Source organism: Pantoea sp. BRR-3P, from assembly GCF_039621635.1.
Classification (GTDB): domain Bacteria; phylum Pseudomonadota; class Gammaproteobacteria; order Enterobacterales; family Enterobacteriaceae; genus Pantoea; species Pantoea floridensis.
On record NZ_CP155066.1, the window covers coordinates 793,476 to 808,372 of the forward strand.

The 14,897-nt window shown below is 50.9% G+C and carries 16 protein-coding genes and 1 other annotated feature; of the genes, 10 read left to right on the forward strand and 6 right to left on the reverse strand.

All coding sequences use genetic code 11. The features are described from left to right. Positions 1-9 precede the first annotated feature (9 nt). Positions 10-804 carry an inner membrane protein YpjD gene (locus AAGR08_RS03600; RefSeq protein ID WP_007893311.1) on the reverse strand — a complete coding sequence of 265 codons (795 nt, stop codon included), beginning with the start codon at positions 802-804 and terminating at the stop codon, positions 10-12. A 167-nt stretch (positions 805-971) separates the two neighbouring features. On the opposite strand from AAGR08_RS03600, the gene ffh reads away from it, so the two are divergent. The 5 genes from ffh (at position 972) to rplS (ending at position 4,484) form a co-directional block, all read left to right on the forward strand. Next, the gene (ffh, locus tag AAGR08_RS03605) at positions 972-2,333 is read left to right on the forward strand and encodes a signal recognition particle protein (protein ID WP_097096312.1); all 1,362 of its coding nucleotides are present in this window, start codon (positions 972-974) and stop codon (positions 2,331-2,333) included. A 142-nt stretch (positions 2,334-2,475) separates the two neighbouring features. Further along, positions 2,476-2,724: a 30S ribosomal protein S16 gene (gene rpsP / locus AAGR08_RS03610; protein ID WP_007893313.1), complete on the forward strand. Its 249-nt coding sequence runs from the start codon at positions 2,476-2,478 to the stop codon at positions 2,722-2,724. 18 nt (positions 2,725-2,742) lie between these two features. Next, positions 2,743-3,291, forward strand: a complete 549-nt coding sequence (gene rimM / locus AAGR08_RS03615) for a ribosome maturation factor RimM (protein WP_097096313.1) — start codon at positions 2,743-2,745, stop codon at positions 3,289-3,291. Between the two features lie 35 nt (positions 3,292-3,326). Further along, positions 3,327-4,091 carry a tRNA (guanosine(37)-N1)-methyltransferase TrmD gene (gene trmD / locus AAGR08_RS03620; RefSeq protein WP_345829852.1) on the forward strand — a complete coding sequence of 255 codons (765 nt, stop codon included), beginning with the start codon at positions 3,327-3,329 and terminating at the stop codon, positions 4,089-4,091. Between the two features lie 42 nt (positions 4,092-4,133). After that, a complete protein-coding gene (gene rplS / locus AAGR08_RS03625) occupies positions 4,134-4,484 on the forward strand; it encodes a 50S ribosomal protein L19 (protein WP_007893316.1) in 351 nt (116 codons plus the stop codon). Between the two features lie 56 nt (positions 4,485-4,540). Here the strand turns inward: rplS and AAGR08_RS03630 are convergent, their stop codons facing one another. Further along, positions 4,541-5,062 carry a GNAT family N-acetyltransferase gene (locus AAGR08_RS03630; RefSeq protein WP_345828602.1) on the reverse strand — a complete coding sequence of 174 codons (522 nt, stop codon included), beginning with the start codon at positions 5,060-5,062 and terminating at the stop codon, positions 4,541-4,543. Positions 5,063-5,348: 286 nt separating this feature from the next. Between AAGR08_RS03630 and AAGR08_RS03635 the strand changes: the two genes are divergently transcribed. Both AAGR08_RS03635 and tyrA read left to right on the forward strand, forming a co-directional pair. Next, positions 5,349-6,428, forward strand: coding sequence for a 3-deoxy-7-phosphoheptulonate synthase (locus tag AAGR08_RS03635; protein ID WP_097096315.1), 1,080 nt, complete (start codon positions 5,349-5,351; stop codon positions 6,426-6,428). A 6-nt stretch (positions 6,429-6,434) separates the two neighbouring features. Then, positions 6,435-7,556, forward strand: coding sequence for a bifunctional chorismate mutase/prephenate dehydrogenase (tyrA, locus tag AAGR08_RS03640; RefSeq protein WP_097096316.1), 1,122 nt, complete (start codon positions 6,435-6,437; stop codon positions 7,554-7,556). 32 nt (positions 7,557-7,588) lie between these two features. On the opposite strand, the gene pheA is transcribed toward tyrA, so the two are convergent. The 4 genes from pheA to bamD form a co-directional block, all read right to left on the reverse strand. Continuing rightward, on the reverse strand, positions 7,589-8,752 hold the full coding sequence (gene pheA / locus AAGR08_RS03645; protein ID WP_097096317.1) for a bifunctional chorismate mutase/prephenate dehydratase: 1,164 nt from the start codon (positions 8,750-8,752) through the stop codon (positions 7,589-7,591). A gap of 22 nt (positions 8,753-8,774) precedes the next feature. Beyond that, positions 8,775-8,899: a sequence feature (Phe leader region), on the reverse strand. Continuing rightward, positions 8,851-8,898, reverse strand: coding sequence for a pheA operon leader peptide PheL (gene pheL, locus AAGR08_RS03650; protein WP_100703679.1), 48 nt, complete (start codon positions 8,896-8,898; stop codon positions 8,851-8,853). (Overlaps the previous feature by 48 nt.) Before the next feature lie 97 nt (positions 8,900-8,996). Next, positions 8,997-9,323: a ribosome-associated translation inhibitor RaiA gene (raiA, locus tag AAGR08_RS03655; RefSeq protein WP_097096318.1), complete on the reverse strand. Its 327-nt coding sequence runs from the start codon at positions 9,321-9,323 to the stop codon at positions 8,997-8,999. A 277-nt stretch (positions 9,324-9,600) separates the two neighbouring features. Next, entirely contained in the window at positions 9,601-10,341 is a 741-nt protein-coding gene (gene bamD, locus AAGR08_RS03660) for an outer membrane protein assembly factor BamD (RefSeq protein ID WP_097096319.1), read from the reverse strand. A gap of 130 nt (positions 10,342-10,471) precedes the next feature. On the opposite strand from bamD, the gene rluD reads away from it, so the two are divergent. The 3 genes from rluD to clpB all read left to right on the forward strand — a co-directional run bounded on the left by rluD (position 10,472) and on the right by clpB (position 14,877). Next, positions 10,472-11,452 carry a 23S rRNA pseudouridine(1911/1915/1917) synthase RluD gene (gene rluD / locus AAGR08_RS03665; protein WP_097096320.1) on the forward strand — a complete coding sequence of 327 codons (981 nt, stop codon included), beginning with the start codon at positions 10,472-10,474 and terminating at the stop codon, positions 11,450-11,452. Further along, a complete protein-coding gene (gene yfiH / locus AAGR08_RS03670; RefSeq protein WP_097096321.1) occupies positions 11,449-12,177 on the forward strand; it encodes a purine nucleoside phosphorylase YfiH in 729 nt (242 codons plus the stop codon). Before rluD ends, yfiH begins: the two co-directional genes overlap by 4 nt. Positions 12,178-12,303: 126 nt before the next feature. Continuing rightward, a complete protein-coding gene (gene clpB / locus AAGR08_RS03675; RefSeq protein WP_345828608.1) occupies positions 12,304-14,877 on the forward strand; it encodes an ATP-dependent chaperone ClpB in 2,574 nt (857 codons plus the stop codon). Positions 14,878-14,897: the final 20 nt, after the last annotated feature.

Below are 14,897 nucleotides of genomic sequence, written 5' to 3' on the forward strand. Positions count from 1 at the left end.
ACAAAATCCTTAGTGAGATGTGAGCAGGTGCTGAAGCACGCGACTGCCAAAGTAGGCCATGGTCAGCAGCAGCGCACCGCCGCAGTTAAACCATACGACGCGGCGTCCGCGCCAGCCTTCGTGATAGTGTCCCCAGAGCAAAACAATATAGACAAACCAGGCAATGATGGAGAGAACCGCCTTATCCACGTTCTCGGCGCTAAACAGGTTGTGCATAAAGAACAGACCGGTGCAGAGCACCAACGTTAATAGCACCACGCCGATTTGCGTAATGTGAAACATCTTACGCTCAATACTGAGCAGCGGTGGCATATCCTGGGTGAAAGCCAGCTTCTTATTTTTCAGCTGGTAGTCAATCCACGCCAACTGCAATGCATAAAGTGCAGCAATAATTAACGTGGCATAGGCAAACAGCGACAGGCCGATGTGCACCATCATGCCCGGAGTGGTTTCCAGATGAGTGATAAAGGCATTCGGCACAAAAGTGGCAAAGGCCAGATTGATCAGCGCAAAGCCGTAAACAATCGGTAGCAGCAGCCAGCCGCGATTACGCGAGGCGACAATCGTCATGATGGCGCAGATCAGCAGGCTAACTAACGAGCCAATATTCAGCAGGCTAAGGTTTTGCCCGTTATCGACGGCAAAAATGCGCTGCTGCAAGGCAACGGCGTGCGCAATCAGCGCCACGCAGGCTGAAAGTACGGCAAAACGACGCCAGCCACCATTGCGTTTAAGCAGGCTGGGAATGATCAATGCAAGGCTGAGGGAGTAGGCGAACAGCGCCACGATCGCGAAAACGAACATAGATCCTTTCAGGTATCGGTCAGATAAGGAAAAAAGCAGTATAGCGCCAGCAGCAGCAGGCTCCAAACGATCTGACGGTCAATTGCAGAGATCGCTCCATCTTCGTGTTATAATCCGCCGCATTGTGTCGCCTATGGCGGCCTCGCTACGGTTCTAAGTGAGAGAGCATGTTTGATAATTTAACCGATCGTTTGTCGCAAACCCTGCGCAATATCAGCGGCCGCGGAAGGCTGACCGAAGACAACATCAAAGACACACTGCGTGAAGTACGCATGGCGCTACTGGAAGCCGACGTTGCGCTGCCGGTGGTACGTGAATTTATTAATCGCGTAAAAGAAGCCGCCGTTGGCCACGATGTGAACAAAAGCCTGACGCCAGGCCAGGAGTTCATCAAAATCGTGCGCAACGAACTGGTTGCGGCGATGGGCGCCGAAAACAATGCGCTCAATCTGAATGCGCAGCCGCCAGCCGTGGTGCTGATGGCGGGTTTGCAGGGTGCCGGTAAAACGACCAGCGTGGCGAAACTGGGTAAATTCTTGCGCGAGAAGCACAAGAAGAAAGTCTTAGTGGTTTCTGCTGACGTTTATCGCCCCGCGGCGATCAAACAGTTAGAAACCCTGGCACAGCAGGTTGGCGTCGATTTCTGCCCATCTGATTTGAGCCAGAAGCCAGTTGATATTGTTCAGAACGCGCTGAAAGAAGCCAAACTGCAATTCTACGATGTGCTGCTGGTGGATACCGCCGGTCGTTTACACGTTGATGAAGCGATGATGGATGAAATCAAACAGGTACACGCCGCGATTAATCCGGTGGAAACCCTGTTTGTAGTCGATGCGATGACGGGTCAGGATGCCGCCAATACGGCAAAAGCCTTCAATGAAGCGCTGCCACTGACCGGTGTCATCTTGACGAAAGTCGACGGTGATGCGCGCGGTGGTGCGGCGCTGTCGATTCGCCACATTACCGGCAAGCCAATCAAATTCATGGGGATGGGCGAGAAGACTGAGGCGCTGGAAGCATTCTATCCAGACCGTATCGCGTCGCGCATTCTCGGCATGGGCGATGTGCTGTCTCTGATTGAAGATATCGAAAGCAAAGTTGACCGCGATCAGGCGGAGAAACTGGCTAAGAAGTTGAAAACCGGCGACGGTTTCGATCTCAACGACTTCCTTGAGCAGCTGAAGCAGATGCGCAACATGGGCGGTATGGCGAGCCTGATGGGCAAACTGCCGGGCATGGGTCAACTGCCTGATAACGTTAAATCGCAGATGGATGACAAAGTACTGGTTCGCATGGAAGCCATCATCAACTCGATGACGCGTAAAGAGCGTGAGAAGCCAGAAATCATCAAGGGTTCGCGCAAACGTCGTATTGCGCTGGGCTCAGGTATGCAGGTGCAAGACGTCAATCGACTGCTGAAACAGTTCGATGATATGCAGCGCATGATGAAGAAAATGAAGAAAGGCGGCATGGCCAAAATGATGCGTGGCATGAAAGGTATGATGCCGCCTGGATTCCCTGGTCGCTAACGCGACCGCCGAAAAGCCGGAAATTTAGCACGCTCAGGTTGCTTTTTGCGCCAAAATGAGTAAAATTTTAGGGCTTTTTATATCGCGCTCGGGCCCCGTTCCTCGATGGGGCCCGAGCGCTTTATTAACTAATGAGGATGTTATGGTAACAATTCGTTTGGCACGTCACGGCGCTAAAAAGCGTCCGTTCTATCAGGTCGTCGTTACTGACAGCCGCAATGCGCGTAACGGTCGTTTCATCGAGCGCGTTGGTTTCTTCAACCCGATCGCTTCTGGTCAGGCTGAAGGTCTGCGTCTGGATCTGGACCGTATTGAGCACTGGGTTGGCCAGGGCGCAACGCTTTCTGATCGCGTTAACGCGCTGATCAAAGAAGCAAAAAAAGCAGCTTAATCTGTCACGGTGGTGAGCATGAGCATTAAACCTGCCGGGCAGCCTCCCGTTAACCCGATCGTATTGGGAAAAATGGGCGCGGCTTACGGCATTCGAGGTTGGCTCAAAGTGTTTTCCTCCACTGAAGACGCTGAAAGCATCTTCGACTACCAACCCTGGTTCATCCAGCGCGCCGGTAAATGGCAGCAGGTCGAACTTGAGGGCTGGAAGCACCACAATCAGGACCTGATCATCAAAGTCACAGGCATTGACGATCGGGACGCTGCGGCGCAGTTAACCAATTGCGAAATCACGGTTGACTCCACGCAGCTGCCAGCGCTGGAAGCAGGCGATTACTACTGGAAAGACCTTATGGGTATGAAAGTAGTCAACCTCGAAGGCTATGAGATGGGCAAAGTCATTGATTTGATGGAAACCGGATCAAACGACGTTCTCGTCGTTAAGGCAAACCTGAAGGATGCATTTGGTGCGCAAGAGCGGTTAATTCCGTTTCTTGATGAACAGGTTATCAAGAAAGTCGATCTCTCTACTGGCCTTATTGAAGTAGATTGGGATCCTGGTTTTTGATCTCCGGACAATCCGGTAACGTAACGGCGAACGCGATGTGGATTGGTGTTATTAGCCTGTTTCCAGAGATGTTTCGCGCTATTACCGAGTACGGGGTAACTGGCCGGGCAGTAAAAAATGGCCTGCTCAACATTCAAAGCTGGAGTCCTCGTGACTTCACGCACGACCGGCACCGTACCGTGGACTACCGTCCTTACGGCGGCGGACCGGGAATGTTGATGATGGTGCAACCCTTACGGGATGCCATCTCCGCAGCGAAAGCGGCGGCGGGAGAGGGCGCTAAGGTGATTTATCTTTCACCTCAGGGACGCAAACTGGACCAACAGGGCGTTTGCGAGCTGGCGACGAATCAGAAGTTGATTCTGGTTTGTGGTCGCTACGAAGGGATAGATGAGCGCGTAATTCACACTGAGATTGACGAAGAATGGTCAATCGGTGATTACGTTCTCAGTGGCGGTGAGCTGCCAGCCATGACGTTAATTGACTCGGTCGCCAGGTTTATTCCCGGCGTGTTGGGGAAACAGGCGTCAGCCGATGAGGATTCGTTCTCGGATGGTTTGCTGGATTGCCCGCACTACACCCGACCTGAAGTGTTAGAAGGGATGGAGGTTCCGCCAGTTTTACTGTCGGGCAACCATGCCGATATTCGCCGCTGGCGTCTGAAACAGTCGTTAGGCCGTACCTGGCTAAGAAGACCTGAACTTCTGGAAAACCTGGCTCTGACTGAAGAGCAAGCACGGTTGCTAAATGAGTTCCAGCGTGAACATCAGCAGCAACAAAACGATGAGGCGGGAGAGTAATCTTCCCTCACTATCAGTTTACCCAGGATAAGAGATTTAATTATGAGCAACATTATCAAGCAACTTGAACAAGAGCAGATGAAGCAGGACGTACCTTCATTCCGTCCGGGTGATTCCGTGGAAGTGAAAGTATGGGTCGTAGAAGGTTCTAAGAAGCGTCTGCAGGCATTCGAGGGCGTGGTTATCGCTATTCGTAACCGCGGTCTGCATTCTGCATTCACTGTTCGTAAGATTTCTAACGGCGAAGGTGTTGAGCGTGTCTTCCAGACTCACTCACCAGTAATTGACAGCATTGCTGTTAAACGTCGTGGTGCTGTACGTAAAGCCAAACTGTATTACCTGCGTGAGCGTACCGGTAAGTCAGCTCGTATCAAAGAGCGTCTTGGCGCGTAAGCGACTTCTCAAAGTTAATAGCAAACAAGGGGTTGGCCATTTGGCCAGCCCCTTTTTTATTGGCGCTGCAAATGATAAATCGCGGTGTTGGCGGCTCCGCTCTCTAGAATGATCAGTCCATAGCGATAATCGACAAACTTAAAGCCACTGCGTAATGCCACTGCGCGACTAGCATGATTATTTTCCGCCGCCAGAATCTCTAACTGATTAATGTGCGGATGCTGAAAAGCAAACTTGACCAGTTGCTCTACCGCGCGGGTTGCTACCCCTTGCCGTTGAGCATCGCTACGCACCCAATATCCTAATGCGCTAAATTCGCCCGGCTGCCTCGCGAAGCGAATACCGGCACCGCCTAATAGTCGATCGCTACCATCAATGATGGCGAACTCTTCTGCCTCACCTTTACTGCGTTGGAGCTCAGTGAAATCGATCCAACTGGCCGCTTCATCACTACGATAATCATCGTGTGCCCAAGCCATCCAGGGCTTAAGGCTGCTAAGAGATTCGTTTACGGCATGCGTGAATTCATCGATATCCTGCCGGGTGAAGGGGCGTAATTTTACTAAAGATATAGACATGACCTCTCCTGAAAAATAAATGAATAACATAATGTTATCTGCCTTTTTGCCTAAGGTCATCATCAAAAGCTGATGGGTTGTAATTTATTGTTTACACTATCGAATTGGATGGTTTGTGATTATGTTGCTGATATTTAATAAAATAAATATGCTTATTGTGCATTTGTATTTTAGTGGTAATAAAAGTGTACGCTTGTGGATTGCATGGCGTACATGTTGTGGTAAAGTAAGTCCCATCCTCAGTGAGGATCTCAAACCGCATAAACGAGTAAAAAGGATCGTAATCATGCAAAAAGACGCGCTGAACAATGTGCATATCGCCGACGAACAAATTTTAATTACCCCGCAAGAGCTGAAAGCTAAATTCCCGCTTACTGCGACGCAGGAAGCGCAAATTGCGTCTTCTCGCCAAACCATCGCCGACATTATTGCAGGCCGCGATCCGCGCCTGTTGGTGGTTTGTGGTCCTTGTTCGATTCACGATACCGAAGCCGCACTTGAATATGCCCGTCAGTTGCAATCTCTTTCTGCACAGTTGAAGGATCAGCTGTACATCGTTATGCGCGTGTATTTTGAAAAACCTCGAACCACCGTCGGCTGGAAGGGGTTAATCAACGATCCTTATATGAACAACTCGTTTGATATGGAAGCCGGGCTGCATATTGCGCGCCAGCTACTGGTTAATCTTGTTGAAATGGGTTTACCGCTGGCAACTGAGGCGCTGGATCCAAACAGCCCGCAATACTTAGGCGATCTATTTAGCTGGTCGGCGATTGGTGCGCGCACCACCGAATCACAAACCCACCGTGAGATGGCTTCAGGTCTTTCAATGCCGGTTGGCTTTAAAAATGGCACGGATGGCAGCCTCGGTACTGCCATCAATGCGATGCGTGCCGCCGCGATGCCACACCGTTTTGTCGGCATCAATCAGGCAGGTCAGGTTTGTCTGCTGCAAACGCAGGGCAACCCGGATGGGCATGTCATTCTGCGCGGTGGGAAAGCACCAAACTATGGTCCTGAAGATGTCGCTCAGTGTGAAAAAGAGATGCTGAAAGCGGGACTGCGCCCAGCCTTAATGATAGATTGCAGCCATGGTAATTCTAACAAAGACTATCGCCGTCAGCCTGGCGTAGCCGAATCGGCTATCGCGCAGATTAAGGATGGAAACCGCTCCATCATTGGCCTGATGCTGGAAAGCAACATTCATGAAGGCAATCAGTCTTCTGAACAGCCTCGTAGCGAAATGAAATATGGCGTTTCCGTGACTGATGCTTGCATCGATTGGGAAACTACGGAAACCTTGCTGCGTGAAATCCATCAGGATCTGCAGGGAGTGCTGTCGGCGCGTCTGTCACACGAGGTGTAATGAGTCATGGTGGCTGAACTGACCGCGCTACGCGATCAAATTGATGAAGTCGATAAAGCACTGCTGGGTTTACTGGCAAAACGGCTGGAGCTGGTAGCCGAAGTCGGGGAAGTTAAAAGCCGCTACGGTTTGCCAATCTATGTTCCTGAGCGTGAAGCCAGCATGTTGGCTTCACGTCGTCAGGAAGCCGAAGCGCTCGGCGTATCACCGGACTTGATTGAAGATGTGCTGCGTCGTTTAATGCGCGAATCCTATGCGCATGAGAATGATAAAGGCTTCAAAACCCTTTGCCCAACATTGCGTCCAGTGGTGATCGTCGGTGGTCGTGGCCAGATGGGACGTTTGTTCGAAAAGATGCTCACGCTGTCTGGTTATCAGGTGCGTATTCTGGACAAAGGCGATTGGGATCGTTCAGACGCGTTGCTGCAAGATGCAGGCATGGTGATCATCAGTGTGCCTATCCATCTGACAGAGCAGATCATTGGTGAGTTACCGAAGTTGCCAGAAGACTGCATCCTGGTCGATTTGGCGTCGGTGAAGAACCGTCCGCTGCAGGCAATGCTTGCTGCGCACACCGGACCGGTGTTGGGACTGCACCCCATGTTCGGCCCAGACAGCGGGAGCCTGGCGAAGCAGGTTGTTGTCTGGTGTGATGGCCGTCAGCCGGAAGCGTATCAGTGGTTCCTGGAACAGATCCAGGTTTGGGGAGCGCGATTGCATCGCATTAGTGCGGTGGAGCATGACCAGAATATGGCATTTATTCAGGCGCTGCGTCACTTTGCGACTTTCGCTTACGGTCTGCATCTGGCAGAAGAGAACGTTAATCTCGATCAGCTGCTGGCGTTGTCCTCGCCAATCTATCGCCTTGAACTGGCTATGGTTGGACGTCTGTTCGCCCAAGACCCGCAGCTTTACGCGGACATCATCATGTCCTCGGAGAGCAATCTGGCGCTGATTAAGCGTTATTATCAGCGTTTTGGCGATGCGATAAAACTGCTCGAGCAGGGCGATAAGCAGGCGTTCATCGATAGCTTCGAACGTGTTGAGCATTGGTTTGGTGATTATGCTAAACGCTTCCTCGTAGAAAGCCGAAGTATGTTGCGATCGGCCAACGACAGCCGACAGTAAAATAAAAGGCATCCATAAGGATGCCTTTTTGCTTAGAGGCGTGGTTCGACGGGTACCACATTCTCGCCCGGATAACAGCCGAGCACTTTTAATGAACGGGTTAAACCACTTAACTCAGTTAACGCCAACTGCATACTTTCTGATTGCAGATTACCCTGCACATCAATGTAAAACATCTCTTCCCACGGATTGCCGTTGATGGGGCGATTCTCCAGCTTACTCATGATCAGACCATGGTTGCGCAGCACCATCAGTGCTTCAACTAATGCCCCCGCTTGCTGGCCCGTTGCCATGATCAATGTCGTTTTAGCGGGTACCTGACTGGAAACTTCGATCGCTTTACGCGCTAACACAATGAAGCGCGTGTGGTTCTGTTGCTGATTGGCTAGATTACGCTCTAACACCTGTAACCCATACAGTTCGCCACCGGCCTCACTACCCAATGCGGCAACCTTAGGTGAATTCATCGCTGCCACCTTTTCCATGGCAGCTGCCGTGCTTTCGGTATATTCAATTTTCCACTGCGGGAAGCGATTGATGAACTGGCTACACTGCTGGAACGGCTGAGGATGGCTGTAGACTGTTTCGATCTGCTGCAAATCAGTGCTGCCGCTAACCAGTACGCAATGCTCAATTGGAATGGTGAGCTCCCCCACAATTGATAGCGTGGTTTGTTGCAGTAAGTCGTAGACGTCATTGATCGAGCCAGAACTGGTGTTTTCAATAGGCATCACTGCATAGTCTGCCTGACCACTTTCAACCTGATGAATAATGTCGTGGAACTTTAGGCAGCCGAGCTCAACCATCGAATCAAAATGACGTGTGGCATATTTTCGTGCGGCAAGATGTGAGTAAGAGCCTTTCGGACCCAAAAATGCAATCCGCGGTGCGTGCGCATGCGGGTGGTTGAGATTCTTTTGCAGCAGGGCCTGCTGAGTTAGAACCGAATCTTCAATCACCAGCTGGAACAGACGGGTGATGTAATGCGCATCCAGCTGATGTTTTTTACCTAACGCTATCAGGTTTTCCAGCAGTGCACGCTCACGTTCAACATCGCGGATTGGGCGATGCGTAGCCAGTTTTGCTTGCGCCACTTCAACGGCCAGTGTGCGGCGCTCCGACAATAGCGTTAATAATTTTTCATCAACGGCGCTGATTTTGTCGCGTAATGCCAGCAGCGGGTTTTCGGGATTCATAGGGCTCACCTGTAAAATGTCCAATAAAAAAGCCTCCCATTTGGGAGGCTTTGTTGTTCGTCTTCGCATTCATTTTCACATGACGAATCGCCTCCCAATCAGGGGAAGGTAAAAAAGAATGCGAAGAAGAACGGGAGATGTTTCATGCTTGTTTCCAACATTAAAGTGGTTTGAGAGTAACCGTACTGATTTAAGGCTGTCAATAAAAAACGCGCCCTAAGGCGCGTTACTGGAAAATGTGTAGTTATCCTGCAGGGATAAAATCTTTGACGCTGCTGTTAGCGCGACGAGCTTCAGGTTTATGTTGCGCTTTATTGAGTTGTCGCTCCAGCTTAGCAATCAGGTCATTGATGGCCGTATACATATCATCATGTTTCGCACTGGCAACCAGTGTTCCGTTAGGTGTGTTGATGGTGGCATCTGCCACAAACTCCTTCGGCTCTTTCGATAACACAATGTGAGGGTTTATCAGATGTGTTTGCCATTTTTCCAGCTTGGCGAGACGCTCTTCGACATGATTACGAATGGCCTCGGTGATTTCCATTTGTTTGCTGGTAATGTTCAGAATCATAGTTAAACCTCTCTGTCATTTTCCGTCTGGGTAGGACCAGCATACCGCGGAGATTAAGAAATTATGTGATCTGGATCACATTGAAATGTCACATTTTGTCAATAAAGACGAATTGTGAGAAAGGCTCGGAAAGTAACGGGAAATGCTTGATGGAGCAGCAGTAAGGGCGCACTATTGATGGGTTAACCGCAGCGATAAAGAACGTTTTCAACCAGCTTTCAGCTAAAGCAGACATAAAAAAAGCAGCCATACGGCTGCTTTTTTGTGGGCTTGAAAATCAGGACTGATTATTAGCCGCGATGATTTTTGCCACTTTATCAGCTTCAGTCGTTAACTGAAGTTGGCGGTAAGCATTTTCCATCAGCGGCAGCGCTTCGTGAGTTGCTGCAGTATCAGGATAATCCTTCATCATACTTTCAACGCGGTTAACAACAGCGACATAAGCACCACGCTTGGTATAGAATTGCGCCACCGAGAGTTCATACTTCGCCAAACGTTCTTTCAGGAACGCTAAACGTTTCTGCGCATCCGCAGCATATTGGCTGTTTGGATAACCGCGCAGTAACTGCGAGAAGTCACGGAAAGCATCACGAGCGTGCGTCGGATCGCGATCGGAACGATCGATACCGAAGAAGCCCTGCAGTGCAGAATCGTCCAGCGCCATATCCGTCAGACCTTTCATATAGATGACATAGTCAATATTCGGATGGGTTGGATTCAGACGCATAAAGCGAGAAATAGCGGCTTGCGCCAGTGGCAGATCGGCATTTTTGTAATACGCGTAGATCAAATCCAGCTGTACTTGCTGCGAATAAGGGCCAAACGGATAGCGGTTATCCAGTGCTTCCAGTTGCTTAATTGCCGCTTTAAAGTTACCGTCCTGCAGCTTTTGCTGGGCCGTGGCGTAAATTTCAGACGGCGGGCTGTCCGGCACGGGATCCGATGAGCCGGAACAACCCACAAGCGCCAGGCTTAGGCTCAGTGTGGCAGCAGCCACCAGATGTTTCATACGCGTCATGACGAAATGATTATCCTCAAAGTGTTATAGCAGAAGCTGTCCGTATAGCTCCCGGTTATGGCCAGGTACGATAGCACATTATATTAAACGGCATCGCCGTGAAAACCCAACGTTAACGAAGAAGCTGTATATGGCACAACAAGTTCAACTCACCGCAACGGTGTCCGAAGCACAACTTGGACAACGCTTAGATCAGACTTTGGCAGAATTGTTCCCTGATTATTCACGTTCTCGCATAAAAGAATGGATTCTTGAGCGCCGGGTCAGCGTTAATGGCACCATCATCGATAAACCAAAAGAAAAAGTTTTTGGCGGTGAGCATGTCTCGATCGATGCTGAGATCGAAGAAGAGCAACGCTGGGAAGCGCAAAACATCCCATTGAATATCGTCTACGAAGATGACGATATTCTGGTTATCAATAAACCTCGTGGCTTAGTGGTGCATCCAGGTGCCGGTAATCCGGATGGTACAGTGCTTAACGCGCTGCTTTACCATTACCCGCCGATTGCTGATGTTCCCCGTGCCGGTATTGTTCATCGTCTTGATAAAGACACAACCGGCCTGATGGTAGTCGCGAAAACCGTTCCTGCGCAAACTCACCTGGTTGAAACGCTACAGCTGCGCGAAATTACCCGCGAATATGAAGCCGTAGCGATTGGTACCATGACGGCAGGCGGTACTGTGGATCAGCCAATGGCGCGCCACTCTACCAAACGTACACACATGGCGGTGCATCCGATGGGAAAACCAGCTACTACGCACTATCGCATCATGGAGCATTTCCGTGCCCATACGCGTTTGCGCCTGCGCCTGGAAACCGGTCGTACGCACCAGATTCGTGTGCACATGGCGCATATCAATCATCCGCTGGTGGGCGATCCCCTTTACGGCGGTCGCCCTCGTCCGCCAAAAGGCGCATCTGAAGCTTTCATTACTACGCTGCGTGGTTTTGATCGTCAGGCGCTGCATGCCACGATGTTACGTCTCTATCACCCTATTACCGGTATTGAGATGGAGTGGCATGCGCCGTTGCCGCAGGATATGGTCGATCTGATTGATGCCCTAAAAGCCGATACGCACGAATTCCGCGATCAGATGGATTGGCTATGAGTGAGTGGATCATCCCGGACTGGCCTGCACCGCAGCGTGTTCGGGCATGTTCCACTACGCGTCACGGCGGTATTAGCGCTGCGCCATGGGATTCGCTGAATCTCGGTACGCACGTTGGTGATGTTGAGGCGCACGTAATGCACAATCGCCACTGCCTGGCTGAGCAGCTTGCCTTACCGGCAATGCCGCAATGGCTTGATCAAATTCATGGTCAGGATGTTGCGCGTTTGCCCGCCAGTGAGCGGCTACCCAGGGCGGATGCCGCAATCACGCGTGAAAGCGGGGTGGTTTGCGCCGTCATGACGGCAGATTGTTTGCCGGTGCTGTTTTGCAGCAAAGATGGCAGTGAAGTGGCTGCAGCACATGCTGGCTGGCGCGGGCTCTGCAACGGCGTGCTGGAACAGACGTTGTCACAGTTCCATTGTGCGACGAAGGACATTCATGCATGGCTTGGTCCAGCAATTGGTCCGCAGGCTTTTGAAGTGGGAGCGGAAGTCAAAACGGCGTTTATGGCTCACGATCCGCAAGCGCAAGAGGCTTTTCGCCCGGTTGGTAACAAATACTTTGCCGATATTTGGTTGCTGGCTCGCCAACGTTTACTGACCGCCGGGGTGCGTTCCATCAACGTTTCTACGCGTTGCACTTATCATGAGCGCGAGGATTTTTTCTCCTTCCGACGCGACGGAATCACTGGGCGTATGGCAACTTTGATTTGGCTGAGATAATCTTACGCCACAAGACGGTCCAGTTAGCGTATTTTTTGCTCACAACTCAGGTCATTAACCTTGAAAAATTTGAGGGATGACCTCATTTAATCTCCAGTAGCATTTTGACCTGTAATGGGAGGAATTATGCGTCTGGATCGTCTTACTAATAAATTTCAACTGGCACTTGCCGATGCACAGTCCCTTGCTCTGGGGCAAGACAATCAATTCATAGAACCCCTTCATTTGATGAGCGCGTTGCTTAATCAGGAAGGCGGATCGGTACGTCCGCTGCTTAGCGCAGCAGGGGCCGATGTGGCTGGTTTACGTACCAGTATCGAACAAGCGATTAATCGACTACCGCAGGTGGAAGGTACTGATGGCGACGTGCAGCCATCCGCCGATTTAATTCGGGTACTGAACCTGTGCGACAAGCTGGCGCAAAAGCGCGGCGACAACTTTATTTCATCAGAACTCTTTATTTTGGCGGCCCTCGATTCTCGTGGCTCGCTGGCTGATATTTTAAAATCGGCTGGTGCGACAGCGGAAAAACTCTCTAAGGCCATTGACCAATTACGGGGAGGAGACAACGTGAACGATCAGGGTGCTGAAGATCAGCGTCAGGCTTTAAAAAAATACACTATCGACCTTACCGAGCGTGCTGAACTTGGCAAGCTCGACCCGGTAATTGGTCGTGACGAAGAAATCCGTCGCACTATTCAGGTGTTGCAGCGCCGTACTAAAAATAACCCGGTGCTGATTGGTGAACCTGGCGTTGGTAAAACGGCTATCGCCGAAGGATTAGCGCAGCGCATCATTAATGGCGAAGTTCCTGAAGGTCTGAAAGGTCGTCGCGTGCTGGCTTTGGATATGGGCGCGCTGGTGGCTGGTGCTAAATATCGCGGCGAATTTGAAGAGCGTCTGAAAGGCGTGCTTAGCGATCTGGCTAAACAGGAAGGCAACGTCATCCTGTTTATCGATGAACTGCATACCATGGTGGGTGCCGGTAAAGCTGACGGTGCAATGGATGCAGGCAACATGCTGAAACCAGCGTTGGCGCGCGGTGAACTGCATTGCGTTGGCGCCACTACGCTGAATGAGTATCGCCAGTTCATTGAGAAAGATGCGGCGCTGGAACGTCGTTTCCAAAAAGTGTTTGTTGCTGAGCCGAGTGTGGAAGATACCATCGCCATTTTACGCGGACTGAAAGAACGCTATGAGTTGCATCATCATGTGCAGATCACCGATCCCGCGATTGTGGCTGCGGCAACGTTGTCGCATCGTTATATCTCCGATCGTCAGCTGCCTGATAAGGCGATTGACCTGATTGATGAAGCGGCATCCAGTATTCGTCTGCAGATGGATTCGAAGCCAGAATCACTTGATCGTCTTGAGCGTCGCATCATCCAGTTAAAACTTGAGCAGCAAGCGCTGAAGAAAGAATCTGATGATGCCAGCGTGAAGCGTCTGGAAATGCTCGAAGCCGAACTCGACCAGAAAGAGCGAGAATACGCTGAGCTGGAAGAGGAATGGAAAGCGGAAAAGGCCTCCTTAACCGGTACGCAGAATATTAAAGCGGAGCTGGAACAGGCGCGTCTGACAATGGAGCAAGCGCGTCGCATGGGCGATCTTGGCCAGATGTCTGAGTTGCAATACGGCAAAATTCCGGAATTGGAAAAACAGTTAGCTATCGCTACGCAGTCTGAAGGCAAAACCATGAAGCTGTTACGCAATCGCGTAACAGATGTGGAGATCGCTGATGTGCTGGCGCGTTGGACCGGAATTCCAGTCGCACGCATGATGGAAGGCGAGCGAGAGAAGCTGCTGCGCATGGAGCAAGAGTTGCATGCTCGAGTGATTGGACAGAACGAAGCGGTGGAAGCGGTATCGAATGCCATCCGTCGTAGCCGCGCCGGCTTGTCGGATCCAAACCGTCCGATTGGTTCCTTCTTGTTCCTCGGACCAACCGGCGTCGGTAAAACCGAATTGTGTAAGGCGCTGGCCAACTTCCTGTTCGACAGCGATGACGCGATGGTGCGCATTGATATGTCTGAGTTTATGGAAAAACACTCGGTGTCACGCCTCGTGGGTGCTCCTCCGGGTTATGTTGGCTATGAAGAGGGCGGTTATCTGACAGAGGCGGTGCGTCGTCGCCCTTATTCGGTAATTCTGTTGGATGAGGTTGAGAAGGCGCATCCCGATGTATTCAACATCTTATTGCAGGTGTTGGATGATGGGCGTTTGACCGATGGTCAGGGGCGTACGGTCGATTTCCGTAACACCGTAGTGATCATGACCTCGAACCTTGGTTCCGATCTTATTCAGGAACGCTTCGGCGCGCTGGATTATGCGGAAATGAAAGAAGTGGTGATGACGGTTGTTGGACAGCATTTCCGTCCGGAGTTTATTAACCGTATCGATGACATGGTGGTGTTCCACCCACTGGGCGAAAAGCACATTGCTTCTATTGCACAGATTCAGCTGCAGCGCTTGTATCAGCGTCTTGAGGAGCGCGGTTACCAGCTGCACATCTCTGATGCGGCGCTCAAACTGCTTGGTGAAAATGGTTATGACCCGGTTTATGGTGCGCGTCCATTAAAGCGTGCTATCCAGCAGCAAATTGAAAACCCGCTGGCGCAGCAGATTCTTTCTGGTGCTTTAGTTCCGGGTAAAACCATTGAAATGGATGTTAAAGATGAGGTGATTGTTGCGCATCAATAATCCATTCTGATTAAAACGGG